The sequence below is a fragment of the Solwaraspora sp. WMMA2056 genome (assembly GCF_030345095.1).
Lineage (GTDB): Bacteria > Actinomycetota > Actinomycetes > Mycobacteriales > Micromonosporaceae > Micromonospora_E.
Genome location: NZ_CP128360.1, coordinates 1,227,211 through 1,250,697, shown reverse-complemented (window position 1 = coordinate 1,250,697; position 23,487 = coordinate 1,227,211). Strand labels below are relative to the sequence as shown.

Genomic DNA, 23,487 nt, shown 5'->3' with positions numbered 1-23,487 from the left:
TCTCTCCTCACCGTCTCGTCGGCGTCCGGCTGTCCAGCCACCGGACGCCGTGGAACCAGACCGTCGCGTACACCAGTGTGGAGACCGCCGCTCCGATCCCGCCGCCGGCCAACGGCGGCAGGTCGGCGGCGAGCCCGGCGGCCAGCAGCCCGGAGGTGGTCCCGACCCCGGCCGCGACTGCGGCGGCGGCGAACCGGGCGGACCCGCCGTGCCAGGCCCGGAACTCCTCGGCGAACAGCCACGCCGGCAGGATCACCGCGAGCCAGCCGTTGGACTGGCCGATCCGTCCGGGTCCGATGAGGGTGAACACGCCGTCGAACAGCAGCAGCAGGAGCAGACCGATCACCAGGCCGGCGCCGACGACGCCGTACAGGTCCGGCAGCGCGACGATCCGGCCCGCCGCGTCGCGGCGCGGCGAACCCTCGCTCTTCGATTCAGTCATGACCAGACGAGGGTACGCCTGCCTGGTCGCGCCGCTGCTGCGCCGTACCCGTGCGGTGTCGCCGCAGGGCCGGTCGGTGCTCGGCCCGCGCCACCGTCAGCAGATCGTCGACGATGTCGCCGACCAGGTTGGTGACCCTGGGCTGCTCGCCGGCGGCCCGCCGCACGTCGGTGACGGACGTGTCGAGATGCTCGGCGAACGTCTGCCGGCGCAGATGGACGCGGACGGTGCCGTCGTCGTCGCGGACGATCCGGGGCCGGTCCGGTCGGTCGGCGAGCCGGCGCAGCAGGTCGTGGGACTCCTGCAGGGCCCGCACGGCGGTAGTGGTGTCGTTGATGCCCGGGGAGAGCGCCCGTTCGGCGATGTCGGCGAGTTGCCGCAGGCCGAAGCCGACGTCCTGGCCGGGAATCCGTTCGACGCCGATCTCGACGGCCTGGGCCGCCTGGGACACGTCCAGCGGCCGGGGCGGGGCGTCACCGACCGCGTGTACGGCGAGCAGCGGCATGCCGGCCACGACGAACTCGCCCGGTATCCGTGCGACCGTGACGGCGCAGTCGTGCCGGCGGGCGATCCGGGCCAGCTGGTCGACGTCGACGGCGGTGACCGAACCGGTCCCGGGGGCCACCAGCACGTCGACGATCGGACCGTTCGGCGCGTCGTCCGGGTCGGCGGGCCGGGGCGCCCACCGGTCGATGCTGCGGCGGGTCTGCGCGCCGATCGCCGCGATCATGTGGGAGACCCGCATCAGCGCGGTCATGTGGTGCAGGTAGTAGAGGAACATCCCGGTGCTGCCGAGCACGAGGCCCATCGACACCGCCAGGGACAGGGCCGGCAGGCGGGCGTCGGACTCGTCCGGCAGCGCGGCGAGCACCACCATGGCGAACAGGAACGTCGCGACGAACGTACCGAGGGTGGCCTGGGTCACCCGGTCCTGCAGGAAGGTCCGCAGAACCCGTGGGGTGTACTGGCTGGACGCCAACTGCAGCGCCACCACGGTGATCGAGAAGACCAGCGCGGTGAACGAGATCATCGCGGTGATGATCGACGAGAGCAGCGATCTCGCCCCGGCGGGCCCGCTGGGCAGGTACGAGTCCAGTGGCAGCCGCAGGCGCAGCTCCAACGCGGTGAGAACGACGGCGAGGAGGACCGATCCGACCGCGAACGCCGCCGGGACGGCCCAGAAACTCCTCCACACGCCACGCAGGCGCGAGATCACGCTACGTGGCTGACTCACCGGTACGTCATTCCCTGATCGGGGCGGGTCGACACCTGTCCGCCCCGACTGCCGGCACCCGGGTCAGGCCCAGATCTGCTGCGGCTCGGCCCGCCGCTGCGCCAACGACGGCGGCCGGTCGTACTCGCGGACCACCTGGTAGCGGGTGTCCCGCTCGACCGGCTGGAAGCCGGCGTCCCAGATAAGGTGCAGCAGGTCGTCGCGGTGCATGGTGTTCGGCGTGCCGTAGGAGTCCGCGTCGTGGGTGATCTTGTACTCGACCACCGAACCGTCCAGGTCGTCGACGCCGAAGTTGAGCGACAACTGCGCCACGGACAATCCGTGCATCACCCAGAAGCACTTGACGTGCGGCACGTTGTCGAACAGCAGCCGGGACACCGCGAACGTCTTCAGCGACTCGGCCGGCGCGGCCATCGTGGTCCGCTCCTGGATCCGGTTACGGATCTTGCCGTCCGCCGAGTCGACGAAGTCGTGCTGGTAGCGCAGTGGGATGAAGACCGTGAAGCCGCCGGTCTCGTCCTGCAGCTCACGCAGCCGCAGCACGTGGTCGACCCGGTGGCGGGGCTCCTCGATGTGGCCGTAGAGCATCGTCGACGGGGTCCGCAGCCCCTTGCTGTGGGCGAGCCGGTGGATCCGCGACCAGTCCTCCCAGTGGCAGGCGTGGTCGACGATGTGCTGGCGGACCTCCCAGTCGAAGATCTCCGCGCCGCCGCCGGTCAGCGACTCCAGGCCGGCGTCCATCAGCTCGTCGAGGATCTCGTCGGCCGGCAGGCCGCTGATCTTCTCGAACCACTGCACCTCGGTCGCGGTGAACGCCTTCAGTTTGACGTTCGGCAGCGCGGCCTTCAGCTCGCGCAGCACCTTCGGGTAGTAGCGCCAGGGCAGCGTGGGATGCAGGCCGTTGACGATGTGCAGCTCGGTGAGCTGCTCGTCCTCCATCTCCTTGGCCTTGCGGACGGCCTCTTCGATCCGCATCGTGTACGCGTCCTTCTCGCCCGGCTTGCGCTGGAACGAGCAGTACGCGCACGAGGCGCTGCAGACGTTGGTCAGGTTCAGGTGCCGGTTGACGTTGAACATCACCCGGTCGCCGTTGAGTTCGGTACGCCGGTGGTGCGCCAGCCGCCCCAGCCAGGCCAGGTCGTCGCTGGCGTACAGGTCCACCCCGTCGGTGTAGTCGAGCCGCTCCCCGGCGTACACCTTTTCTTCGAGCTCGCGCTTGCGACCAGCGTCCACGTCCGCCACGTCCCTTCCACCGGCCGGGCGCGTCGACGACCCGCCCGTCGACGGCCAGTCCCGCCGAGATCCGCGTTCGAGCGTACGTCCCGACGGGCCCGTCCGGCGCGTCGGCCGACTCCGCAGCGATCTGCGTCATGTCCCGGCCGCCAACCTCACAGGGTCTCGTTACCTCCTGGAACATCGACATCACGCGTCCCGTGCGGTAAGACCGATGGGGGACAGCTGACACCAGGCGACGCGACCCGGTTCCGGGGCAACGGCATCGGGACAAATGCGCCGTACGGGGAGCGAGCAGGCATGATTGGCAAGAGCAGGGACAGGGCAGGCCGACGAAACGTCCGACGCTGGTCGCGTCCGGCACCCGGTGCGCCCGACGTCGTCCCGGTACGGCTGAGCCCGGCCCTGTGGGCCGCACTGCTCGGTGCCGTCACCGCCCTCGCGCTGGCCTCCCCGGTCGCCGCCCAGCCGGTGGCCGTGCCCGACACCGGTGCCCGGCCGGTCCCCGCCGGCGGCCTGCAACTGCCCGGTGCGGCACCGACGACCGGCCCTCCCGTCCCGCCGAACTTCGTACCCAGCACCGTGCAGGGCCCGCTCGCGTCGCAGATCTACGCCAGCGAGACCGAGGTGGCCCTGCTCGGCGCCAAACTGATCGACCTGGAGGAGCAGCAGACCGAGGCCGAGTCGGCGCTGCACGCCGCCGAGCTGGCGCTGCGGCAGCGGCGTACCGCGTTGCTCGACGCCCAGCGGGCCGCCGAGAACACCGCCGCCTCGGCGATCAAGGACGCCGCCGCGCTGCCGCCCGGCGAGTACCGGGGCGACCTGCACGGGTGGGACGCGCTGTCCCGGCTGCAGCGCGGTGAGCCCGGCACCAGCGCCGACGCCGCCAACCGGGAGGTGTCCCTGGCCGCCGCCGCCGAGCAGGAGGCGCACCGGACCTACACCGCCGCGCTGGCCCGGGTCGACGCGCTGCGCGCCGAATTCGGCTCCACCGAGGGCACCTTCAAGCAGCGGGAGACCGCGCTGCTGGAACTGAAGGCCCGCAACACCCAGGAACTGGTCACCATCGAGCGGCAGCGGGAGGCCGCCGAGCAGGAGATCGGCCGCGGCATCGACGGTGTCGACGGGATCACCGGCACCACCGCCCACCCGCGCGCGGTCGCCGCCCTGGACTTCGCGCTCAGACAGCTCGGCAAGCCGTACCTCTGGGGTGCCGAGGGCCCGAGCCGATACGACTGCTCCGGCCTGATGTGGGCCGCCTACCGGTCACCCGGCGCCGACTACTTCAGTCTGCCCCGGGTCGCCGCCGACCAGTACTGGGCGACCAGAGGCAAGACCGTCGACCGCTCGGAGCTGCTCCCCGGCGACCTGATCTTCTTCGCGTCCGGCTCCAGCTGGACCACCGTCCACCACGTCGGCATGTACGTCGGCGACGGCCAGATGGTGCACGCACCGACCACCGGCGACGTGGTCAAGGTCGCCACCGTCTGGTGGTCGCGCTTCTACCGGGCGACCAGGGTGTTCGACGCCGTCGCCGCCCCGACGACGACGCCCACGCCCACGCCGACGCCGACCACCCCGGCCACCCCGAAGCCGACCCCGTCCACCCCGGCCACACCGAAGCCGACCCCGACGGGCTCGGCGTCGCCCACCCCGACGCCGACCGGGGGTCCGACGCCGACACCGACCGGCACCCCGAGCACCCCGGCGCCGACCCCGTCGACCAGCGTGTCGCCGACCACGACGCCGACCACCGTGCCGGGCACGCCGGATCCGGACGAGACCGGCACCCCGGACCCGGACGAGACCGGCACGGGCACCCCGACCGCGACGCCGAGCGGCGTGACGGGCACGGCGTCGGCCAGCCCGAGCGCGTCCGCCACGGCCACCGGCAGCCCCAGCGCGGGTCCGCAGGAGAGCTGACCGGGTCGGCTGGTCGTGCCGAACGTGCCGACCCGCGGTCGGTACGCCGATACTCCGGGTGTGCCGACGGGCACCGGTATGGCACGGTGATCACAGGAACGCCTCACCGGCCGGAGGCGTATCCGGGCGGACCCCTGTCACGGGAGGCAACCAATGGACGAAGATCGGCGCTGGTCAACGGTGGACCAGGTCGACGCCGGGCAGCCACTCGTGCCCGGTCAGCCCGACCGTTCCGGCTCGTCCGGCAGTACGCCCCAGCCGCCCGAGCCGTACGTTCCGCTGCCGGAGCCGTACAGTCCGCCACCGCCACCGCCACCGGGTGGCGCCCTCTGGCCGACCAACGTGGGCGGCGCCGACGTACCGGTGGTGCCGGGCGCGACCGACGCGCCCGTATCCGGCGGTTCGGTGTCCGACCCCTCGGTGTCCGACGCTCCCGTCTCCGGCGCGCCCGTCTCGGCCGATCCGGGTGCCGGCCGATCGGCGGCGTCGGCCTGGTCCGCGTTCGCCGACACCTGGCAACCACCGGACAGTGCTGCCGCCACACCGGCTCCTCCTGCCGTACCCGCCGTGGAGCACTCGCCGACGGCCTCCGCCGACGCTGACGATCCCGCCGCGTCGCCCGGCTCCGCCGCTCGGGCCAGAGCTGCGGTGACCGGGGCGGCGCAGGTCTCCGCCAGCGACGTCGGTGCACTGCGGTTCCCGACCGGCGGCACCCGGGTCTACGGCGCCCGGCGCGAGTCGACCGCGCCGGAGCCGGCCGTACCGCCGGCACCGGTCTCGCCGCCCGCCCCCGCGCAGCCGCCGCCCCCGGCGCCGTTCCCGCCACCGCTGCCCGGCTCGCCACCACCGTCGCGGCCCACCTCGCCGCCGGCACCACCCGCCCCGGCTCCGGGGCCCTTCCCGCCACCGCCCGGCCAGTTCGCCGCCGGCGGATACACCATCCCGGCGGCCACGTCGCCGACCTGGCACCCGACGCCACCGCCACCGCCCGTTTCCGCACCGCCGGCCGTGTCCGCACCGCCGGCGGTCTCCGCACCGCCGGCCGCCGCACCGTGGTCGCCGCCGGCACCGTCGACCGGGACGGTGTACGGTGCCCGGCGCGCCGAACCCGGCGCGGACTCGACGATGGCGCTGCCGATGGGTGCGCCGCGCGGCGGCATGACGTTCGACCCGGCCGTGGAGAACTCCGGCTCGCTGACCGGTCACATCCTGGCCCAGGGCTGGGCGGACACGCCGGACCGGGAGGACCGTGGCACCACCAAGGTGGTCCTGGTCATGGCGATCGGACTCGGTGTGGTCGTGGTGCTCGGCGTACTGATCGCCCTGGTCGTCGGCAACGCCTTCAACAGTCTTTTCGACGGCCTGCTCGGCGGCTGACCTCGGCCCGGTCCGGCGCGCCCGACCCGGTGGGTCGGGCGCGCCCGGACCGCCGACCGGCGTGAGCCGGCCCACCGGCCGGACAGGTCGGGTGGCAACAGCGCGGCAAACCCGTACACTTGCACCCGATCATCAATCCGGCATGCTCACGCGTGCTCATGGGCAATCTTGCGGGCGATTCAACGGTGCGACACCGGAACGGGCCATTCGCGAAGATCTGCCCCGCTCTGAGAGGTTTTCTTGACCACCTTCGCTGACCCCAGCACGTTCCCCTCCGTCCTCGACACCCCGGTCGAGCCCGTCGAGCAGCCGACCGAACCAGTCGCCGAACCAGTCGCCGAGGCGGTCCACGAGCCGGACTTCGCCGAGCTCGGCCTGCCGCGACCGCTGGTCAAGGCCCTCGCCCGGGAAGGCATCACCGCCCCGTTCGAGATCCAGCGGGCCACCGTGCCCGACGCGCTCGCCGGCCGTGACGTGCTGGGCCGTGGCCAGACCGGTTCCGGTAAGACCCTCGCCTTCGGCCTGCCGGTGCTGACCCGGATGGCCGACGGCCCCCGGGCCCGTCCGTTGCACCCCCGCGCACTCATCCTGGTCCCCACCCGCGAGCTTGCGATGCAGGTCAACGACGCGCTGTTCCCGCTGGGCCGGGCCGTCGGCGTGTTCCTCAAGACCACCGTCGGCGGCGTGCCGTACGACCGGCAGATCGACTCGCTGCGCCGGGGCGTGGAGATCATCGTCGCGACCCCGGGCCGGCTCGGCGACCTCATCGCGCGCGGCGTGTGCAACCTCGACGACGTCGAGGTCACCGTGCTGGACGAGGCAGACCAGATGGCCGACATGGGCTTCCTGCCGGAGGTCACCGAACTGCTGGACAAGACGCCCGCCAACGCCCAGCGGCTGCTCTTCTCGGCCACGTTGGACAACGACGTCGACGCTCTGGTGCGGCGGTTCATGACCGATCCGGTCACCCACTCCACCGCGCCGCCGACCGCAGCGGTCACCACCATGGACCACCATCTGCTGCTGATCCCGCCGAACGACAAGTTCGCCGTCGCCGCGTCGATCGCCGCCCGGTCCGGCCGCACCATGATGTTCGCCCGTACCCAGATGGGGGTGGACCGGCTGGTCGACCAGCTGGCCGCCGTCGGAGTCCGGGCCGGCGCCCTGCACGGCGGCAAGACCCAGCGGGTACGGACCCGCACCCTCGCCGAGTTCAAGGAGGGCCGGGTCAACGTGCTGGTCGCGACGGACGTCGCGGCCCGTGGCATCCACGTCGACGGGGTCTCGCTGGTGGTGCACGTGGATCCGCCGAAGGACCCGAAGGACTACCTGCACCGGGCCGGCCGGACCGCTCGGGCCGGGGAGTCCGGCGCGGTCGCCACCCTGGTACTGCCGAAGCAGCGTCGCAGCACGCTCGCCATGATGGAGAAGGCCGGCGTCGAGCCGGCGCAGACCCGGGTACGCCGGGGCGACGCCGTCCTGACCGAGCTGACCGGTGCCGCTGAACCGAGTGGCGTACCGATCGTCGAGGAGCCGGAGCCGCCGCGTCAGCACCGTCAGCGGCCCGACCGCTTCCGGTCCGACCGTCCGGACCGGTTCCGTGGCCGGGGCGACCGGGGCCGGAGTGAGACGGACCGTGGCCCGCGCAGCGACACCGACCGGAGCCGGCGCGGTGACGTCGACCGCGGGCCGCGCGGGGACGCCGACCGTGGCCCGCGCGGCGACGCCGACCGGTCCGGGGAGCGTCGTGGCGGGTTCCGCCACGACGGCAACCGGCCGCCCCGCGACGACCGTCGCGGTGGCGAGCGACGCTTCGCCGACCGACGGCCCACCCGCAGCCACTGACGGATCACCGCACCGGCTGACGGGTCACCGCAGCCATGACAGCCTGTCGCACCGACTGACGGGCATCGACTGACACCGGCAGATCGGTCCGGCTCCCCGCCGGCCCGATCTGCCGGTACGGTCGGCTCATGCCGACGTTGCCGAAATCGATCATCTGGGCGCGCACCGACACCGGCGGCGCCGACCACGTGCTCTTCGACGACCGGCGTGGACTGACTGCCCGGGGTGTGTCGATGGCGGCGGCACCGCTGCCGTACAGCTGCCACTACGAGCTCGCCACCGACGAGCAGTGGGAGTCGGCGCGGCTCACCGTCACCGCCGAAGGTGCCGGCTGGCTGCGCACGGTACGGATGGAGCGGGCGCTCGGCCGGTGGCGGGTCAGCACCGCCGAGCAGGGTGACCTGGACGGGGCGCTGCGCGCGGCGGGGCACCCCCCGGTGGGGTTGCCGGGCACCGAGGAGCCGGGGCGGCTCGACCCGGCCCTCGACGTCGATCTCGGTGCGGCGCCGCTGTTCAACACCCTGGTGGTACGTCGACTGCGGTTGGCGCAGCGCCCGGCAGGTGAGGAGCACCGGTTGACGGTCGCCTGGGTCCGGGTGCCGAGCCTGGAGGTGCTGCCGGTCGAGCAGGTCTACACCGTGCTCGACGTCGACCGGGTCCGGTTCCGTAGCGGCAGCTTCACCGCCGAACTGACCGTCGATCCGGACGGATTCGTCCGGCACTACCCGGGGCTGGCGCAACGCGCCTGACCAGGCACCGGCCGCAGGTCACCGAGCCGGCGCCGGCCGACGGCGGCCTGACTCAGCTGACGACGTCGGTCGACCAGTCACCGGTGCGCAGGAAACGCTCGACCACCGCCAGGTACGGGGTCAGGTCGAGGCCCTGGCCGGCGAGCCAGTCGGCCGAGTAGTAACTGTCGGCGTACCGCTCGCCGCTGTCGCAGAGCAGGGTGACCACCGATCCCTGCTGGCCTGCCGCGCGGAGCTGGGCGATCAGTGCGAACGCCCCCCACAGGTTCGTGCCGGTCGATCCGCCGACCCGCCGGCCCAGCAGATCGGTGGCCAGGCGCATTGCGGCCAACGACGCCGCGTCCGGGACCTGGATCATCCGGTCCACGACGGACGGTTGGAACGAGGCCTCGACGGTCGGCCGGCCGATGCCCTCGATCGTCGAGCCGCGCCCGGTGGTGGTGGTCCAGTCGCCGCTGGTCCACGCCGGATAGTAGGCCGAGTGTTCCGGGTCGACCACGCACACCTTGGTGCGGTGGCGCTGGAAGCGCACGTACCGGCCGATGGTGGCGCTGGTGCCGCCGGTGCCGGCGCCGACCACGATCCAGCTGGGGATCGGGTGCCGTTCCAGGGCGAGCTGCGCGAAGATCGACTCGGCGATGTTGTTGTTGCCCCGCCAGTCGGTGGCCCGCTCCGCGTAGGTGAACTGGTCCATGAAGTGCCCGCCGAGGTCCTCGGCCAGCCACCGGGCCTCGACGACGACCGCCGCCGGATCACGGACCAGGTGCGGCCGGCCGCCGTGGAACTCGATCTGGGCGATCTTCTCGGCCGAGGTGGCCGCCGGCATCACCGCGACGAACGGCAGGCCCAGCATCCGGGCGAAGTACGCCTCGGAGATCGCGGTGGAACCGCTCGACGCCTCCACGATCGTGGTCTGCGGTCCGATCCAGCCGTTGCACAGCCCGTAGAGGAACAGCGACCGGGCCAGCCGGTGCTTGAGCGAGCCGGTGGGGTGCACCGACTCGTCCTTGAGGTAGAGGTCGATCCCCCAGGACGGCGGCAGCGGGAACGGCAGCAGGTGGGTGTCGGCGGACCGGTTGGCGTCCGCCTCGACCTTGGCGATCGCCTCGGTCACCCAGGCCCGGTCGGCGTCGTCGCACCGGTCCAGTTGATCCACCCGCTGACGGTAACAACACCGCCGGTCGGATCAGCCGGTGAGGGGTCGGGGACGGTTCTCCCACTTGGTGGAGAGGGTGACGCTGGTCCGGGTGTTGGCGATCCCGGCAGTCCGGTTCAGCCGCATGATCAGTTGTTCGAGTTCGGCGATGGTGCCGACCCGGGCCAGGCAGAGGAACGACTCGACGCCGGCCATGAAGTAGCACGACTCGATCTCCGGCATCGCGCGGAGCGCGTCGAGCACGGCGTCGGTCTCGGCTCCGGAATCCTCGACCAGGCCGATCAGGGCGGTCACCCCGAGGCCGACGGATTCGGGGCGTACGTCCGCCCGGTAGCCGCGCAGCACGCCCGCGGCCTCCAGCTTGCCGATCCGCTCGTGCACGGCGGGGGCGGAGAGGCCGACCTGGCGGGCGAGCTCGGCGTAGGAGAGCCGGGCGTTGCCACGGAGCAGGTCGACGAGCCGCAGGTCGATGACGTCCACGGGAAGTACACCCTAGTACCTGCCGGCCGGTCGGTGGCTCCCTCGGATGATTCAAGGACAGGTGACACGAGTTCACGCTAAGCTAGTGTAAATCACAATATAGGGTGCAAATCATACTGGACAACTTCCCAGGCAGGTAGCTTTCCCCATTTCCCGGACAGGGCAGGCAGCCGGTGCTCTAATGGCCGTACGTCTGGCACGACGGCAGCTGGCACACGGTCCATCGGGGGGCTCACTGGCTAGGTCAGGGCTGTCGTGGACGCGAGGAGGGGACCGTGGACACTGGAGATCGTCTGCTGACGCCGGGCGAGGTGGCCGCGCTGTTCCGCGTCGACCCGAAGACCGTCACACGTTGGGCGGCGGCCGGCCGGATCGGCAGCATCCGTACTCCCGGAGGCCATCGCCGGTTCCGCGAGTCCGAGGTACGCGCGCTACTCGAAGGCGAAGGCGTACTGGAGGAGATGCAGGCGGAGAGCGCGGCGGAGAACCGCCCCCGGCACACCGAGAACGGATCCGGCGGCTACGTCGGCTGACCCGTCAGGACCCAGCCGGCGCGTCGCGGGCCGCGCCGAGCTCGCCGGACCACCGGCGGAACAACGAATGCGGTACGCCGAGCGCGTCCAGCACCTTGCCGGCGACGAAGTCGACCAGCTGGGCGGCGGAGGCGGCCGCACCCGCACTGTAGAAGCCGGGGCTCGCCGGCAGCACCACCGCTCCCGCGTCGTGCAGGGTGATCAGGTGCTCCAGATGACTGCGGGTCACCGGGGTCTCCCGGGGGACCAGCACCACCGGTCGGCGCTCCTTCAGGTTCACCTCGGCTGCCCGCTGCAGCAGGTCCTTGGACAGCCCGATCGCGATCCCGGCGCAGGCAGCCGTGCTGGCCGGCACCACCACCATCCCCCGCGCCGGATAGGAGCCGCTGCTCGGACCGGCGGCCAGGTCACCCGCCGGCCAGAACCGGACGTCCGCGTCGTGCACCGCACGGCCGAGCCACCGGCCGAGATCGTCGCGCCAGTGGCTGTCGCGCAACGGTCCACCGGTCTCGTCGAGGATGGTGAGCCGGGCCGCCCGCGACACCACCAGGTCCACCGGATGCCCGGCGTCGAGCAGGGCCCGCAGCACCGCCGCCGGGTACGGCGTACCGGAGGCACCCGAGACGCCGATCACCCACGGTCTTCTCATCTGCTCCCCGTCCACTCACCGGCTGTCGCCCAGCACGATCACCCCATAGGGTAGGTCGCACCCCGTACGGACACTGTGGCAGCAACCACGCAGGTAGGTGATGGACTCCGGCAACCGCACCGACCTCACCGGCCTGCTGGCCGAGCTACAGGCGCAGTGCCGGTTGCCGGTCGTGGTCTCCCCGCACCTGCACGCCGCCGACGGCTGGCTGCCCGGCTGGCTGCGGCGCTGCGGCCTGCCGCCCGACACCACCGCCCACCGGCGGCTCGCCGGGGCACAGATCGGCGGGTACGCCGCCCGCCTCTACCCGGCCGCCGACCTGGGCCGGCTGCGTCTGCTGACCGCGCTGTTCGCCTGGTTCTTCCTGAACGACGACGAGTTCGACCAGGTAGCCGAGCCGCAGCAGGACCGGCTGCACCGCGTCGCCAGCGAGATCCTCGCGCTGCTGCGTACCGGGCAGACCACGGGCGCGGACGCCCGGTCCGACGCCGGCCCGGACTCCGACGCTGGCCCGGTGTTCGTCGGCCCGGCCCGGCGGATGCTGACCGGGCCGTGGCGGGTGCTGGTCCGGACCATGCCGCCGTGGTGGCGCGAGCGGTTCGTCGACGCGGTGGCCGAGCACCTCGACGGTGCGGTCCGCGAGGCCCGGAACAAGGCCACCGGCCACCGCCCGGACCCGGCCGAGTACGTCGAGCTGCGCCGGGCCACGTCGGCGGCGAACGTCGCGTACACGTTGATCGAGTTCGCCACCGGCGAACCGGTGCCGGACGCGGTGTTCCACCACCCCCGGGTCCGGGAGCTCGCCGACACCGGCAACGACCTGCTCTCCTGGTACAACGACCTGTACTCGCTCCCCGGGGACCTGCGGGTCGGCGGTGGGCACAACCTGGTGGTGGCGGTGGCCGAGGCGGACCGGATCCCACTGGCGGCGGCCGTCGACCTGGTCGCCGGGCGGTGGCGCGCCCAGCTGGACCTCTTCGCGGCCCGCCGCGCGGCGGTGCCGTCGTTCGGGCCGGCGTACGACCGGGCCGCCGCCGCGCTGCTGGACGGGATCGGCCACGCGGTACGCGGCACCATCGACTGGTCCGCCGAGTCGGGCCGGTACCGCCCGCCAGGTCGAGGCGGGCGGGCGGGTGAGCCGGGGTCAGGGCCGTAGGCCGAGTCGGAACACCAGGTCGAGCAGGGCGAAGACGAACAGCGCGATGCCGACGAAGCCGTTGGCGGTGAAGAACGCCCGGTTCACCTTCGACAGGTCGGTCGGGGTGACCACCAGATGCTGGTAGCCGAAGGCCACGGCGGTCAGGGCCAGGCCGAGCCACCACGGCCAGCCGAAGCCGACCACGAAACCGAACCAGCCGAACAGCCCGAACGTCACCACGTGCGCCGCCGTCGAGGCGTGCAGCGCGAACGCCCGCCCGTACCGCGCCGGCACGCTACGTACCCCGATCTCGCGGTCGATCTCCGCGTCCTGGCAGGCGTAGATGAGGTCGAATCCGCCGATCCACAGGCCGACCGCCGCGCCGAGCACGATCGCCGGTCCGGCGCCGTCGACAGTGCCGGTGACCGCCAGCCAGGCACCGACCGGGCCGACCATCTGGGCCAGCCCCAGCACCGCGTGCGGCCAGTTGGTGAACCGCTTGGCGTACGGGTAGACGACCAGCGGCACCGCCGCCAGCGGGGCGAGCACGAGGCAGAGCGGATTCAGCGCGGCAGCGGCACCGAGGAAGACCACCAGGGCGACCACCGCACCGGTCCAGGCCGTCCGGACGCTGACCGCCCCGGTCACCAGCTCCCGACCGGCGGTACGCGGATTGCGCGCGTCGACGTGCCGGTCGATGATCCGGTTCGCGGCCATGGCGAACGTGCGTGCCCCGACCATCGCGACGGTGATCAGCAGCAGGTCGAGCCAGCGGACCCCACCGTCGAGGCTGACCATCGCGGTCAGCGCGGACAGGTAGGCGAACGGCAGCGCGAAGACCGAGTGTTCGATCGCGACCAGCCGCAGGAAGGCCCGGACCCGGCCGACCGGTACGCCGGCCGGCCCGGCGGTGGTGGCTGCGGCGCTCACGAGATCCCGTACTCCCGCCACCGCTTGTCCACAAGCGACACGATCTCCGGTGACATGGTCATCTCCTCGGGCCAGCCCCGGGTGTAGCCCTCGGTGGGCAGCTTACGGGTCGCGTCGACGCCGGCCTTGCCGCCCCAGAACTGCTGGTACGACGAGTGGTCGAGGTGGTCCACCGGGCCCTCGGTGAGCAGCAGGTCACGGGAGTAGTCGACGTTGCCGAAGGCACGGAACGCCACCTCGGCGTAGTCGTGCACGTCGCAGTCGTCGTCGACCACGACGATCAGCTTGGACAGCGACAGCAGGTGGGCGCCCCAGATCGCCGACATGATCTTCTGGGCGTGCTTCGGGTAGCGCTTGCGGATCGACACGATCACGCAGTTGTGGAACACCCCGGCGGCCGGCAGGTCGTAGTCGACGATGTCCGGGATCAGCATCCGCAGCAGCGGCAGGAAGATCCGTTCGGTGGCCTTGCCGAGCCCGTGGTCCTCCTGCGGCGGCTTGGAGGTGATGATCGAGTGGTAGAGCGCGTCGCGCTGCAAGGTCATGCATTCGATGTGCAGCACCGGGAACGGTTCGACCGGGGTGTAGAAGCCGGTGTGGTCGCCGAACGGCCCTTCCGGCAGCCGCTCGCCCGGCTCCAGGTAGCCCTCCAGCACGATCTGGGCGTGCGCCGGCACCTGCAGCGGCACGGTCCGGCAGTCGACCATCTCGACCCGCTGGCCGCGCAGGAACCCGGCGAACAGGTATTCGTCGATGTCGCCGGGCAGCGGCGCCGACGCCGAGTAGCTGACCACCGGGTCGCAGCCGATCGCCACCGCCACCGGAAGCCGTTCGCCGCGCCGCTCCGCGACCGCGTGGTGGGCGGTCGAGTCCTTGTGGATCTGCCAGTGCATGCCGAGGGTGTTGGGCGAGTGCTGCTGCAGCCGGTAGAGACCCAGGTTGCGTTTGCCGGTCTCCGGATGCTTGGTGTGGGTGAGCCCGTAGTTGTGGAAGATCCCGCCGTCGCCCGGCCAGACCTGCAGCCCGGGGAGCCGGTTCAGGTCGACGTCGGCACCGGTGTAGACGACCTCCTGGCACGGTGCGGTCTTGACCTTGCGCGGCGGCAGCGAGGTGAGCTGCATGACCTTGCCCAGCCCGTCACGGATGCCGGACCAGCCGACCGGCAGGTCGGGCTTGATCATGGCACCGATCCGGTCGCCGATCTCGTTCAGGTGCTCGACCCCGAGCGCCATGGCGGTGCGCCGCTCGGTGCCGAACAGGTTGATCGCCAGCGGCATCTCACCCCGGGTGGGGCGCTCGAACAGCAGCGCCGGGCCGCCGGCGCGGACCGTGCGGGTCACCACCTCGCTGATCTCCAGCGTGGGATCCACCGGCACGTCGACCCGGCGCAGCTCGCCGGCGGTCTCCAGCGCCGCGACGAAGTCTTTCAGATCCTGGTACGGGAACCCTGCAGCCGCCATGTCGCCAAGTCTGGCCTACCAGGGCGCCGGTGCCACCATCCGGGGCGGTGATTCGCGCCGCGTCCGGTTCGTCCGGTCTTCGTCCCGACGGGACCCCGCGCTGTCGCACGGTCCGTTTATCATCGTGCGTCCCCCATAATCCCTCGTAAGGACACCCATGTTCGTACGCACATCCCGGCGGCGCCACTCGGCCCGCCTGGGAGTTTCCCTGGTCGCCGCCGGCGCGCTGCTCGCCGCCGTGCCGGCCGCCGCAGCGGCCCAGGGCGAGGACGGCTACCTCGAGTTCTGGCTCAACGACGTCACCATCGGCGGCCCCGGTGCCCCCGGCAAGTACGTCCCCGCACAGATCTACCTCAGCGACGGGATCGTCGACCCGCTGGTCACCGTCGACGTCTCCGGACTGGCCGGAGTCGTCGACGTGGAGTTCCCGGCGCAGTGCACCGTCGACGCCGACACCGTCACCTGCGAGCTGGATCTGTTCGACGCCGACCCGTACGGCTCCTTCGTGATGCCGATCGGCCTGGCCGCCGCCAGCGGCGCCGACGTCGGCGACAGCGGCCAGATCAGCTGGACGGCCACCGCCGCCAACGCCGGCGCTCGATCCGGCTCGGCGACGATCACCCTCGGCGACGGCCCGGACCTGGTGGTCACCACCGGCGACGAGGACCTCGGCCTGGTGGCCCCCGGTGAATCGGTCGCGGTGCCGATCGAGGGCTACAACGCCGGCAACCAGCCGACCGACGGCCTGCAGTTGACCATCGACGTCACCTCCAGCGAGTTCGGCCAGTACGACAACTGCGTGTACACCAGCTACCCGCTCTCCAACTACGCGGTCTGCGATATCGCGCTCGAGCTGGAGCCGGGCGATGGCTTCGAGATCGTCGACGGGTTCGAGGTCACGCCGACCGAGGCCGCGCTGCGCGAGCACCTCATCTACACGGTGCTGCCCGCTGGCGAGGTCAGCCTGTCCAGCCAGGCTGAGCTGAGCCGGGGCCGAGGCGCGACCCTACGCGCCGTCGCCACCGGCAGCCGGGTGGCCAGCCGGTCGGCTGCCGATCTCGACGAGTCGGACAACTACGGCTCAGTGTTCCTCAATGTCGACAACCAGGCCGATTTCGCGGTGGCCGGTGCCGAGGCCAGCGGCGTGGCCGGCGACGAGGTCGAGGTGACCCTCGGGCTGACCAACCTTGGACCGGGCACGGTGTTCGACCGGTCCGGCAATCCGGCCGCCTACTTCGCCTTCCACACCCCGGAAGGCACCGAGGTCACCGAGGTGCCGGAGGGCTGCCGCACCGCGCACACGCCGGAGGAGTCCGGTGACCAGGTGCCCGGCGCGGACTGGTACATCTGCCGCAGTCCCTTGATCATCATCAAGGCAGGTGAGGAGTTCGAGCACACCTTCACCCTGCTGATCAACGAGGTGATCCCGGACGCGGAGGGCCTGGTCGAGGTCGTCGACTGGGACGGGTCACCGGAGCCGTGGTACGACCGGAACCTGGACAACAACGAGGCACTGGTGCTGATCAACCCGACCGGTGAGCACCCGGGCACCGGCGGCGGATCCGGTGGTGGCGGTGCCGGCGACGGCGGGCTGCCGGTCACCGGCGCGCAGGCCGGGCTGGTCGCGGCCGGTGGTGCCGCGATCCTGGTCGTCGGTGTGGCGGTCTTCCTGCTCGGCCGGCGCAAGCGGGTCGTGCTGGTCACCGGCGACGACGAGACCAGTTCGTCGAAGTAACCCGTCGCCGTCAGGCGGTCGGTCCGGGGCGGGGGTGCATCGGTCGGAGTACTCCGACCGATGCACCCCCGCCCCGGTCGGCTACGGACGAGATGCGCGCGACCGGCGGTCAGGCGTACGAGTGCAGGCTCTCGAAGAAGTAGTTGACGCCGATCAGGTTCATCAGCATCGTGAGGAACCCGAGGATCGCGATCCAGGTGACGGTGGTCCGCCGTACGCTCGGGGTGGCCCGGGCGTGCAGGTAGCCGGCGTAGACCACCCAGGAGATGAACGCCCAGGTCTCCTTCGGGTCCCACGCCCACGGCCGGGACCAGGCGTGTTCGGCCCAGATCGCCCCGGCGATCACCGCGAAGGTGAAGACCGGGAAGCCGATCGCGTGCAGCCCGAAGGTGAGCCGTTCCAGCGACACCGCCGCCGGCACCCGCTTGGCCAGCAGGTACGGGAATCCGCGCCGCCCCTGCTCGTACCCGTGCCGGAGCAGGAACATCGCGGCCGGAATCGACCCGAGCAGCAGCACCCCGGACGACGCCATGATCGTCGAGACGTGGATGGCGTACCAGTAGGACTCCAGCGCCGGCACCAGCGGGGTGATCGGCGTGTAGAAGACCAGTCCGGCCATTCCGAGCAGAGCGACCATCACCAGGGCGACGAACAGCCCGAGTGGGCGCAGCGACGGATGCCGGTAGACCATCACCAGCCAAGCGGCGACACCGACGAAGGTGATGGCCAGCACGTACTCGTACATGTTGCCCCAGGGCAGCCGCTCGGCGGCGACACCCCGGGCGACCAGGGCGGCGAGGTGCACCAGCGCGCCGAGGACCGTCGCGCCGATGGCGAACCAGCCGGCGAGTCCGACGCGGGCCCAGCCGGTCCGCTCCGGCTCAAGCCCGACCGGGCCGCCCGGGGTCGGCGCTCTGGAGACCGGACCGTCCGGGATCAGGTCGTCAGCGGCGCCCGGCACCACGGCGGTCACCGTCGGCGACGACCCACCGACGGTGGCGGTGGCGAGTTCCCGGTCGCGGGCCGCGACCGGCGCGCTCCGCCGGCTGCCGCTGCCGAAACCGGCCTCGACCGCATGACAGATCATCGCGAACAGGTACGCGAAGATCGTGACGACCAGGAGTTGGTCGGACAGCTCTGCCATCACTGCGTTCCTTCCCGTGGCGGGCCGGCACCGCCGACCGCCCGGACGAGCTCCCGGAACTCGTCGCCGAACCCAGGATGGTCGGTACGCGGCAGCCCACCGGCCTCGATGACGCTACTACCGGTTGTCGTGGAGCCGTCGCCGGGGGCGGCCGGTGTGACCCGGAACCACACCCGACGCCGCCGGACGAACAGCGACGGCATCAACCCGGCGAGCAGCAGCACCGAGCTGGCCAGCAGTAGCCCGCTGCCCGGATCATGGCGTACGGAGAGGGTGACGTACTGCGTGATGTCCAGGAACTCGATGCTGGTGCCGTCGTCCAGGGTCATCGTCTCGCCGACGCGCAGCAGTTGCGGATCCCCGACCGGCAGCAGCCGGCCGGCTTCCACCTGACTCTGGTCGATGCGGTAGACCGAGCCGGGGATGCCGGCGTCCAGCCCGAGGTTGCCCCGGTACGCCCACAGCATCAGCGCCGGGTCGCGCAGCTCGGGATGGGTGGAACGGATGTACGGTGCCTGTGCCGGGGCGGTCGGCAGGAACAGTCCTTCGAACGCGACCTGCAGGTCGGGGTCGCGCTCGCCGCTGGCCGGGTCGACGTTGGCGTCCGGGAAGCTCGCCACTCCCTCGCTGGTGATCATGTCGTCGACGGCCAGGAACGGCGCGGTGACCGTCTGGGCCTGCCCGTACCGGTCGGTGTAGCGCAGCACCGGCACGTAGCCGTGGCCGAGCAGGTAGACGTTGGCGTCGGCCAGGCGCAGCGGTGAGTTCACCGAGAACGTCGCGTCGCGGGGGGTGCCGCCACCTTCGTCGACCCGTACCTCGGCGGTGTAGCTGTCCGGTTGGCCGGTCTCCAGGAAGGTGGCCGTGAAATCGGTCAGTTCGAGGCAGAACCGGGGCAGGTCGGTGTCGGCGACGCGCGGGCCGAGGCCGTACTCGTCGTACTGCTGGACGGTGTTGCAGAACGCGGTCTCCGGGCCGGCGACCAGCAGCCGGTTGCCGTGCCAGCCGTACCACGAACCGAGCGCGACGCCGCACAGGACGGCGACCAACGACAGGTGGAAGACCAGGTTGCCGGTCTCCTTCAGGTGGCCCTTCTCGGCGTTGACGGTGTCGCCGGTGACGGTGACCCGCCAGCGGCGGCGTCGCAGCTGCGCGGCGATCGCGGTGATGTCGCCGGTGCCGGTCCAGCTGGCGTGCTGCGGCAGCCGGTCCAGCCGGCGGGGCGCGGCCGGCGGCGCGGCCCGCAGCGCGCGGACGTGGTCGCGCAGCCGGGGCACGATGCAGCCGACCAGCGAGGTGAACAGCAGCAGGTAGATCGCGGCGAACCAGGGCGCGGCGAAGACGTCGAACATGCCGAGCCGGTCCAGCACCGGGGCCAGCCGGGGGTTGTCCTGGAAGTAGGCGTTGACGTTTTCGATGTTGACGTCGCGCTGCGGCAGCAGGGAGCCGGGGATGGCGGCGACCGCCAGGCAGAAGAGCAGGATCAGGGCGGTACGCATGCTGGTCAGCTGCCGCCAGGAGTTGCGCAGCAGTGCCCGTACCGCTCCGGACCGGGACATCAGATCCCGACCTCGCCCGATCCGACGGTGGCCTGCAGCCAGATGACGAAGCTGCTCCAGGCGCCGGTGACCAGCGCCGTCCCGACTGCGATCAGCATGACGCCGCCGATGCGGGTGACCCACTGACTGTTGCGGCGGATCACCGTGAAGACGCCGAGCAGCCGACGGAACGCCAGCCCGAAGATGACGAACGGCAGCCCGAGGCCGAGGCAGTACGCGATCGCCAGGGCGACGGCCCGGTCGGTCTTGCCGCTGACGGTCGCCATGCCGATCACCGCGCCGAGGGTCGGGCTGACGCAGGGGGTCCAGGACAGCGCGAAGACCGCGCCGAACACCGGGGCCCCGAACAGCCCGGCCTCCGGCAGCCGGTGCATCCGGATCTCCCGCTGCATCCCGGGCACCAGGCCGAGGAAGGCCAGGCCGAACAGCACGATCAGCAGACCGACGCCGATCTCGACGGGCCGCTGGTAGACGAACAGGTAGCGGCCGACGCCGGCCATCAGGATCGCCGTCAGCGTGAAGACCAGGGTGAAGCCGCCGACGAACAGCAGGGTGCCGGCCAGCACCCGGCCGTACCGGCGGGCGGAGTCGCCGCCGGCGGAGTCCAGGTCGGAGCCGGCCAGCCCGGTGACGTACGACAGGTAGCCCGGGGTCAGCGGCAGGATGCAGGGTGACAGGAAGCTGACCAGCCCGGCGAGCGCGGCCAGGCCGAGCGCGACCAGCACCGGCCCGCCCCGGGTGATCTCGGCGAAGGTCTCACCCATCGACCGGCTCCGCCTTGATCGGTTCGGCGACGATCTGCTCGACGAGCGGCTGCAGGTCGTCCTGGCGGACGGCTTCGCGGATCACGACGGCGATCCGGCCGTTCCGGTCGACGATCATCGTCGCGGGGATGCTGTTCGGTGGGATGTTGAAGTCCAGCGCCAGGCGGCTGGCCGGGTCGAACAGGCTCGGGTACGTCACCCGGCCCCGTTCGAAGGCGCGGGCCCGGTCGCGTTCGTCACGGACGTTGACGCCGACGAACGCGACGCCCCGGTCGCGGGTCGCCTGGTAGATGGCTTCGAGGTCGGCGGCCTCGGCCCGGCAGGGCGGACACCACGACCCCCAGAAGTTGATCACCACGACCTGGCCGCGCAGCGCCGCCGCGTCCAAGGTGCCGCCGTCGAGCAGTTCGAGCTCCAGTTGCGGGGCCGGGGGCCGGTCGTCGCCGACGCAGCGGATCACACCCTGCCCGTCGGTGTCGCAGTCGGTGGCCCAGTCGCTGGCGGCACCACAGCCGGTCAGGGCGAGTACGGCGACCACCGCCGCCACCACCGACGCCCGTCGGACCCGCATGTCAGGCGCCCTTGGCGGTCCGCGCCGACGGGGACATCGCGATCAGGTGGGCGGCCGGCTCGGAGTAGCCGATGCCGACCACCTTGGCGTCCTCGAAGTGGATCGAGGTCAGGCTGGCCAGGCCGCACTGGCGACGCCGAGGGTCGTGCCAGAGCCGCTTGCGCTCCAGGTAGCGGCGCAGGGTCCAGATCGGCAACTGGTGGGAGACGCAGACCGCCTCGTGACCTTCGGCCGCCACCCGGGCCGCGTGCACGGCGGCGAACATCCGTTCGGCGATCACCGTGTAGGCCTCGCCCCAGGACGGGGTGACCGGATCCCGCAGCACCCACCAGTTGCGCGGGTCGCGGAACGATCCGTCGCCCGGGGAGACCCGCCGGCCCTCGAACCAGTTCGCGGACTCGATCAGCCGCTCGTCGACGGACACCGGCAGCCGGAACTGGGCCGCGATCGGCTCGGCGGTCTCCTGGGCGCGCTCCAGCGGGCTGGCGACCACGTGCACCACGTCCCGGTCGGCGAGCGCCTGACTGGCCGCTTTCGCCATCTGCACACCCAGCTCGGACAGCCGGAAGCCGGGCAGCCGACCGTAGAGGATCTTGGTCGGGTTGTGTACCTCACCGTGCCGCAGGACGTGGACCACCGTACGTTTCATCCGCTAATCCCCCACCGTCCGCAGGTCACCGGCGGCGGCTGCGGCCGTGGCCGCAGCAGGCAGCGCGGCGGCCAGCTGCTCCAGGGCGGCGTCGTCGATCGCCGCCGAGACGAACCATGCTTCGAACGCGCTGGGGGGCAGGTAGACGCCGTGCGCGAGCATCGCGTGGAAGAAGGCCCGGTAGGCGTCGGTGTCCTGGGTCCGGGCGCTCGCGTAGTCGGTGACCTCGGCGTCGGTGAAGAAAATGGAGAACATGGTGCCGGCGGTGGAGAGCCGGTGCGGCACGCCGGCGGCGCGCAGCGCCCCGGTGGCCATCGTCGCTACCTGGGTGGCGGTGTCGGCCAGCCGCCGGTAGACGTCGGCGTCGGCCAGCCGGAGCGTGGCCAGGCCGGCCGCGCAGGCCAGCGGGTTCCCGGAGAGGGTGCCGGCCTGGTAGACCGGACCGGCCGGGGCCAGCTGCGCCATGATCTCGGCCCGGCCGCCGAACGCCGCTGCCGGCAGGCCGCCGCCCATCACCTTGCCGTACGTGTAGAGGTCGGCGTCGGCCGGATCCAGCTCGGCCCAGCCGCCCCGGGCGACCCGGAAACCGGTCATCACCTCGTCGACGATGAGCAACGCGCCGTGCGCGTGGGCGATCCGGGCCAACGCGGCGTTGAACCCGGCGCCGGGGGCGACCACCCCCATGTTGCCGGCCGCCGCCTCGGTGACGATCGCGGCGATCTGGTCGCCGTACTCGGCGAAGGCCCGCTCGACCGCAGCCACGTCGTTGTACGGCAGCACGATCGTCTCGCTGGCCGCAGCGCCGGTGACGCCGGGCGAGTCGGGCAGCCCGAGGGTGGCCACCCCGCTGCCGGCGGCGGCGAGCAACGCGTCGACGTGACCGTGGTAGCAGCCGGCGAACTTGACGATGCGCGACCGGCCGGTGTGGCCACGGGCCAGGCGGATCGCCGACATCGTCGCCTCGGTGCCGGAGTTGACCAGCCGGACCTGCTCGACCGGGGTCCGCTCGACGATCTCCGTGGCCAGCTCCACCTCACCGGGGGTCGGCGTACCGAAGCTGGTGCCCAGCGCGGCGGCCCGGCCGATCGCGGCGACCACCTCAGGGTGGGCGTGGCCGAGGATCAGCGGGCCCCAGGAGCAGACCAGGTCGAGGTAGCGGCGCTCGTCCGCGTCGAACAGCCACGGTCCGCTGCCGCGCACCATGAAGCGGGGTGTCCCGCCGACCGCCCGGAAGGCGCGCACGGGTGAGTTGACCCCGCCGGGGACGATCGAGCTGGCGCGGTCGAACAGGGCCTGGGAAGCGGGCGCGTCAGCCGGGTACGGGCGGGCGCCGGCGGTGTCGGTGGCAGTCACGGCACTGCCATTGTGGCAGTCGCGCCCGTGGGGGTGCACATCCGCCCCGTGCCCAGCTCGCGGCCACCCGCGCCGGGCGTAGCCGGGCCCGGCTCGCCTGATCGCGATACGCTGGCCGGGTGGAGCGGGCGGAGCTGTCTATCGCGCTGCAGCGCACTTCCGACGAGGCGATGCTCCGCCTCGCCGGAGAGATCGACATGCTCACCGCCACCCAGCTGACCAACACCGTCAACGAACTGCTCAGCGACGCCCCGGCGCGGATCGTGCTGGACATGGGCGGGATCACCTTCTGCGACTCACAGGGGCTGGGCACCCTGGTGGTGCTCACCCGTAAGGCGAGTCACGCGCAGAGCCTGCTGCTGCTCACCAACGTCGGCGAGTTTCTGCTCCGGGTGTTGAACATCACCGGGCTACGCTCGGCGCTGACCATCCGGTGACGGTCACGGCTGCGCCGCGCCAAACCATCCGGTGACGGTCACGGCTGCGCCGCGCCAAACCATCCGGTGACGGTCACGGCTGCGCCGCGCCAAACCATCCGGTGACGGTCACGGCTGCGCCGCGCC

Annotated in this window: 22 protein-coding genes; 8 read left to right on the top strand and 14 right to left on the bottom strand. The window is 72.0% G+C overall.

All coding sequences use genetic code 11. The features are described from left to right. Positions 1–7 precede the first annotated feature (7 nt). The 3 genes from O7608_RS05820 to mqnE form a co-directional block, all read right to left on the bottom strand. Positions 8–442 (bottom strand): hypothetical protein, encoded by a 435-nt coding sequence (locus O7608_RS05820; RefSeq protein ID WP_289208985.1) that lies wholly within the window; start codon positions 440–442, stop codon positions 8–10. Continuing rightward, entirely contained in the window at positions 435–1,676 is a 1,242-nt protein-coding gene (locus O7608_RS05815) for a DUF2254 domain-containing protein (protein WP_289208984.1), read from the bottom strand. Before O7608_RS05815 ends, O7608_RS05820 begins: the two co-directional genes overlap by 8 nt. Before the next feature lie 63 nt (positions 1,677–1,739). After that, positions 1,740–2,909 carry an aminofutalosine synthase MqnE gene (gene mqnE, locus O7608_RS05810; RefSeq protein ID WP_282229473.1) on the bottom strand — a complete coding sequence of 390 codons (1,170 nt, stop codon included), beginning with the start codon at positions 2,907–2,909 and terminating at the stop codon, positions 1,740–1,742. A gap of 300 nt (positions 2,910–3,209) precedes the next feature. Here mqnE and O7608_RS05805 point away from each other — a divergent pair, with 300 nt between their 5' ends. From O7608_RS05805 to O7608_RS05790, 4 genes are all read left to right on the top strand, one after another. Next, positions 3,210–4,832, top strand: coding sequence for a C40 family peptidase (locus tag O7608_RS05805; protein WP_289208983.1), 1,623 nt, complete (start codon positions 3,210–3,212; stop codon positions 4,830–4,832). A 153-nt stretch (positions 4,833–4,985) separates the two neighbouring features. Then, positions 4,986–6,209, top strand: a complete 1,224-nt coding sequence (locus O7608_RS05800; RefSeq protein ID WP_289208982.1) for a hypothetical protein — start codon at positions 4,986–4,988, stop codon at positions 6,207–6,209. 375 nt (positions 6,210–6,584) lie between these two features. Continuing rightward, the gene (locus tag O7608_RS05795; protein WP_289210798.1) at positions 6,585–8,054 is read left to right on the top strand and encodes a DEAD/DEAH box helicase; all 1,470 of its coding nucleotides are present in this window, start codon (positions 6,585–6,587) and stop codon (positions 8,052–8,054) included. Between the two features lie 128 nt (positions 8,055–8,182). Then, positions 8,183–8,803 carry a putative glycolipid-binding domain-containing protein gene (locus O7608_RS05790; RefSeq protein WP_289208981.1) on the top strand — a complete coding sequence of 207 codons (621 nt, stop codon included), beginning with the start codon at positions 8,183–8,185 and terminating at the stop codon, positions 8,801–8,803. Positions 8,804–8,855: 52 nt separating this feature from the next. Here O7608_RS05790 and cds1 read toward each other — a convergent pair whose 3' ends face one another. After that, positions 8,856–9,959, bottom strand: a complete 1,104-nt coding sequence (gene cds1, locus O7608_RS05785; RefSeq protein WP_289208980.1) for an L-cysteine desulfhydrase Cds1 — start codon at positions 9,957–9,959, stop codon at positions 8,856–8,858. A 30-nt stretch (positions 9,960–9,989) separates the two neighbouring features. Further along, a complete protein-coding gene (locus tag O7608_RS05780; protein WP_282224404.1) occupies positions 9,990–10,439 on the bottom strand; it encodes an Lrp/AsnC family transcriptional regulator in 450 nt (149 codons plus the stop codon). A 275-nt stretch (positions 10,440–10,714) separates the two neighbouring features. On the opposite strand from O7608_RS05780, the gene O7608_RS05775 reads away from it, so the two are divergent. Continuing rightward, on the top strand, positions 10,715–10,972 hold the full coding sequence (locus O7608_RS05775; RefSeq protein ID WP_289208979.1) for a BldC family transcriptional regulator: 258 nt from the start codon (positions 10,715–10,717) through the stop codon (positions 10,970–10,972). Positions 10,973–10,976: 4 nt separating this feature from the next. Here the strand turns inward: O7608_RS05775 and O7608_RS05770 are convergent, their stop codons facing one another. Then, positions 10,977–11,621, bottom strand: a complete 645-nt coding sequence (locus O7608_RS05770; protein WP_289208978.1) for a UbiX family flavin prenyltransferase — start codon at positions 11,619–11,621, stop codon at positions 10,977–10,979. Between the two features lie 100 nt (positions 11,622–11,721). Here O7608_RS05770 and O7608_RS05765 point away from each other — a divergent pair, with 100 nt between their 5' ends. Beyond that, on the top strand, positions 11,722–12,777 hold the full coding sequence (locus tag O7608_RS05765; protein ID WP_289208977.1) for a terpene synthase family protein: 1,056 nt from the start codon (positions 11,722–11,724) through the stop codon (positions 12,775–12,777). Here the strand turns inward: O7608_RS05765 and mqnP are convergent. Beyond that, positions 12,766–13,689 carry a menaquinone biosynthesis prenyltransferase MqnP gene (mqnP, locus tag O7608_RS05760; RefSeq protein WP_289208976.1) on the bottom strand — a complete coding sequence of 308 codons (924 nt, stop codon included), beginning with the start codon at positions 13,687–13,689 and terminating at the stop codon, positions 12,766–12,768. The two genes, O7608_RS05765 and mqnP, sit on opposite strands and share 12 nt — an antisense overlap. Continuing rightward, entirely contained in the window at positions 13,686–15,149 is a 1,464-nt protein-coding gene (locus O7608_RS05755) for a menaquinone biosynthesis decarboxylase (protein WP_289208975.1), read from the bottom strand. Before O7608_RS05755 ends, mqnP begins: the two co-directional genes overlap by 4 nt. A gap of 157 nt (positions 15,150–15,306) precedes the next feature. Between O7608_RS05755 and O7608_RS05750 the strand changes: the two genes are divergently transcribed. Then, positions 15,307–16,884, top strand: a complete 1,578-nt coding sequence (locus O7608_RS05750) for a COG1361 family protein (protein WP_289208974.1) — start codon at positions 15,307–15,309, stop codon at positions 16,882–16,884. Between the two features lie 109 nt (positions 16,885–16,993). On the opposite strand, the gene ccsB is transcribed toward O7608_RS05750, so the two are convergent. From ccsB to hemL, 6 genes are read right to left on the bottom strand one after another with little or no spacing between them, the layout of a single operon-like run. Then, positions 16,994–18,028 carry a c-type cytochrome biogenesis protein CcsB gene (gene ccsB, locus O7608_RS05745; RefSeq protein WP_289208973.1) on the bottom strand — a complete coding sequence of 345 codons (1,035 nt, stop codon included), beginning with the start codon at positions 18,026–18,028 and terminating at the stop codon, positions 16,994–16,996. Next, positions 18,028–19,587 carry a cytochrome c biogenesis protein ResB gene (gene resB, locus O7608_RS05740; RefSeq protein WP_353850501.1) on the bottom strand — a complete coding sequence of 520 codons (1,560 nt, stop codon included), beginning with the start codon at positions 19,585–19,587 and terminating at the stop codon, positions 18,028–18,030. The genes ccsB and resB overlap by 1 nt, the downstream gene beginning before the upstream one ends. Further along, on the bottom strand, positions 19,587–20,351 hold the full coding sequence (locus tag O7608_RS05735; protein WP_289208972.1) for a cytochrome c biogenesis CcdA family protein: 765 nt from the start codon (positions 20,349–20,351) through the stop codon (positions 19,587–19,589). Before O7608_RS05735 ends, resB begins: the two co-directional genes overlap by 1 nt. After that, positions 20,344–20,922 (bottom strand): TlpA family protein disulfide reductase, encoded by a 579-nt coding sequence (locus O7608_RS05730; protein WP_289208971.1) that lies wholly within the window; start codon positions 20,920–20,922, stop codon positions 20,344–20,346. The genes O7608_RS05735 and O7608_RS05730 overlap by 8 nt, the downstream gene beginning before the upstream one ends. A gap of 1 nt (position 20,923) precedes the next feature. Then, positions 20,924–21,571, bottom strand: a complete 648-nt coding sequence (locus O7608_RS05725) for a histidine phosphatase family protein (protein ID WP_289208970.1) — start codon at positions 21,569–21,571, stop codon at positions 20,924–20,926. A gap of 3 nt (positions 21,572–21,574) precedes the next feature. Beyond that, positions 21,575–22,924 carry a glutamate-1-semialdehyde 2,1-aminomutase gene (hemL, locus tag O7608_RS05720; RefSeq protein ID WP_289208969.1) on the bottom strand — a complete coding sequence of 450 codons (1,350 nt, stop codon included), beginning with the start codon at positions 22,922–22,924 and terminating at the stop codon, positions 21,575–21,577. A 119-nt stretch (positions 22,925–23,043) separates the two neighbouring features. Between hemL and O7608_RS05715 the strand changes: the two genes are divergently transcribed. Further along, positions 23,044–23,361: an STAS domain-containing protein gene (locus O7608_RS05715; RefSeq protein ID WP_289208968.1), complete on the top strand. Its 318-nt coding sequence runs from the start codon at positions 23,044–23,046 to the stop codon at positions 23,359–23,361. The last annotated feature ends 126 nt before the right edge of the window (positions 23,362–23,487 follow it).

Excerpts from the sequence above, each read along its gene's own strand:
- O7608_RS05820 (WP_289208985.1), bottom strand. The coding sequence starts at position 442 with ATGACTGAATCGAAGAGCGAGGGTTCGCCGCGCCGCGACGCGGCGGGC.
- O7608_RS05805 (WP_289208983.1), top strand. The coding sequence starts at position 3,210 with ATGATTGGCAAGAGCAGGGACAGGGCAGGCCGACGAAACGTCCGACGC.
- O7608_RS05800 (WP_289208982.1), top strand. The coding sequence starts at position 4,986 with ATGGACGAAGATCGGCGCTGGTCAACGGTGGACCAGGTCGACGCCGGG.
- O7608_RS05790 (WP_289208981.1), top strand. The coding sequence starts at position 8,183 with ATGCCGACGTTGCCGAAATCGATCATCTGGGCGCGCACCGACACCGGC.
- O7608_RS05770 (WP_289208978.1), bottom strand. The coding sequence starts at position 11,621 with ATGAGAAGACCGTGGGTGATCGGCGTCTCGGGTGCCTCCGGTACGCCG.
- O7608_RS05765 (WP_289208977.1), top strand. The coding sequence starts at position 11,722 with ATGGACTCCGGCAACCGCACCGACCTCACCGGCCTGCTGGCCGAGCTA.
- O7608_RS05755 (WP_289208975.1), bottom strand. The coding sequence starts at position 15,149 with ATGGCGGCTGCAGGGTTCCCGTACCAGGATCTGAAAGACTTCGTCGCG.
- O7608_RS05750 (WP_289208974.1), top strand. The coding sequence starts at position 15,307 with ATGTTCGTACGCACATCCCGGCGGCGCCACTCGGCCCGCCTGGGAGTT.
- ccsB (WP_289208973.1), bottom strand. The coding sequence starts at position 18,028 with ATGGCAGAGCTGTCCGACCAACTCCTGGTCGTCACGATCTTCGCGTAC.
- resB (WP_353850501.1), bottom strand. The coding sequence starts at position 19,587 with ATGTCCCGGTCCGGAGCGGTACGGGCACTGCTGCGCAACTCCTGGCGG.
- O7608_RS05735 (WP_289208972.1), bottom strand. The coding sequence starts at position 20,351 with ATGGGTGAGACCTTCGCCGAGATCACCCGGGGCGGGCCGGTGCTGGTC.
- O7608_RS05730 (WP_289208971.1), bottom strand. The coding sequence starts at position 20,922 with ATGCGGGTCCGACGGGCGTCGGTGGTGGCGGCGGTGGTCGCCGTACTC.
- O7608_RS05725 (WP_289208970.1), bottom strand. The coding sequence starts at position 21,571 with ATGAAACGTACGGTGGTCCACGTCCTGCGGCACGGTGAGGTACACAAC.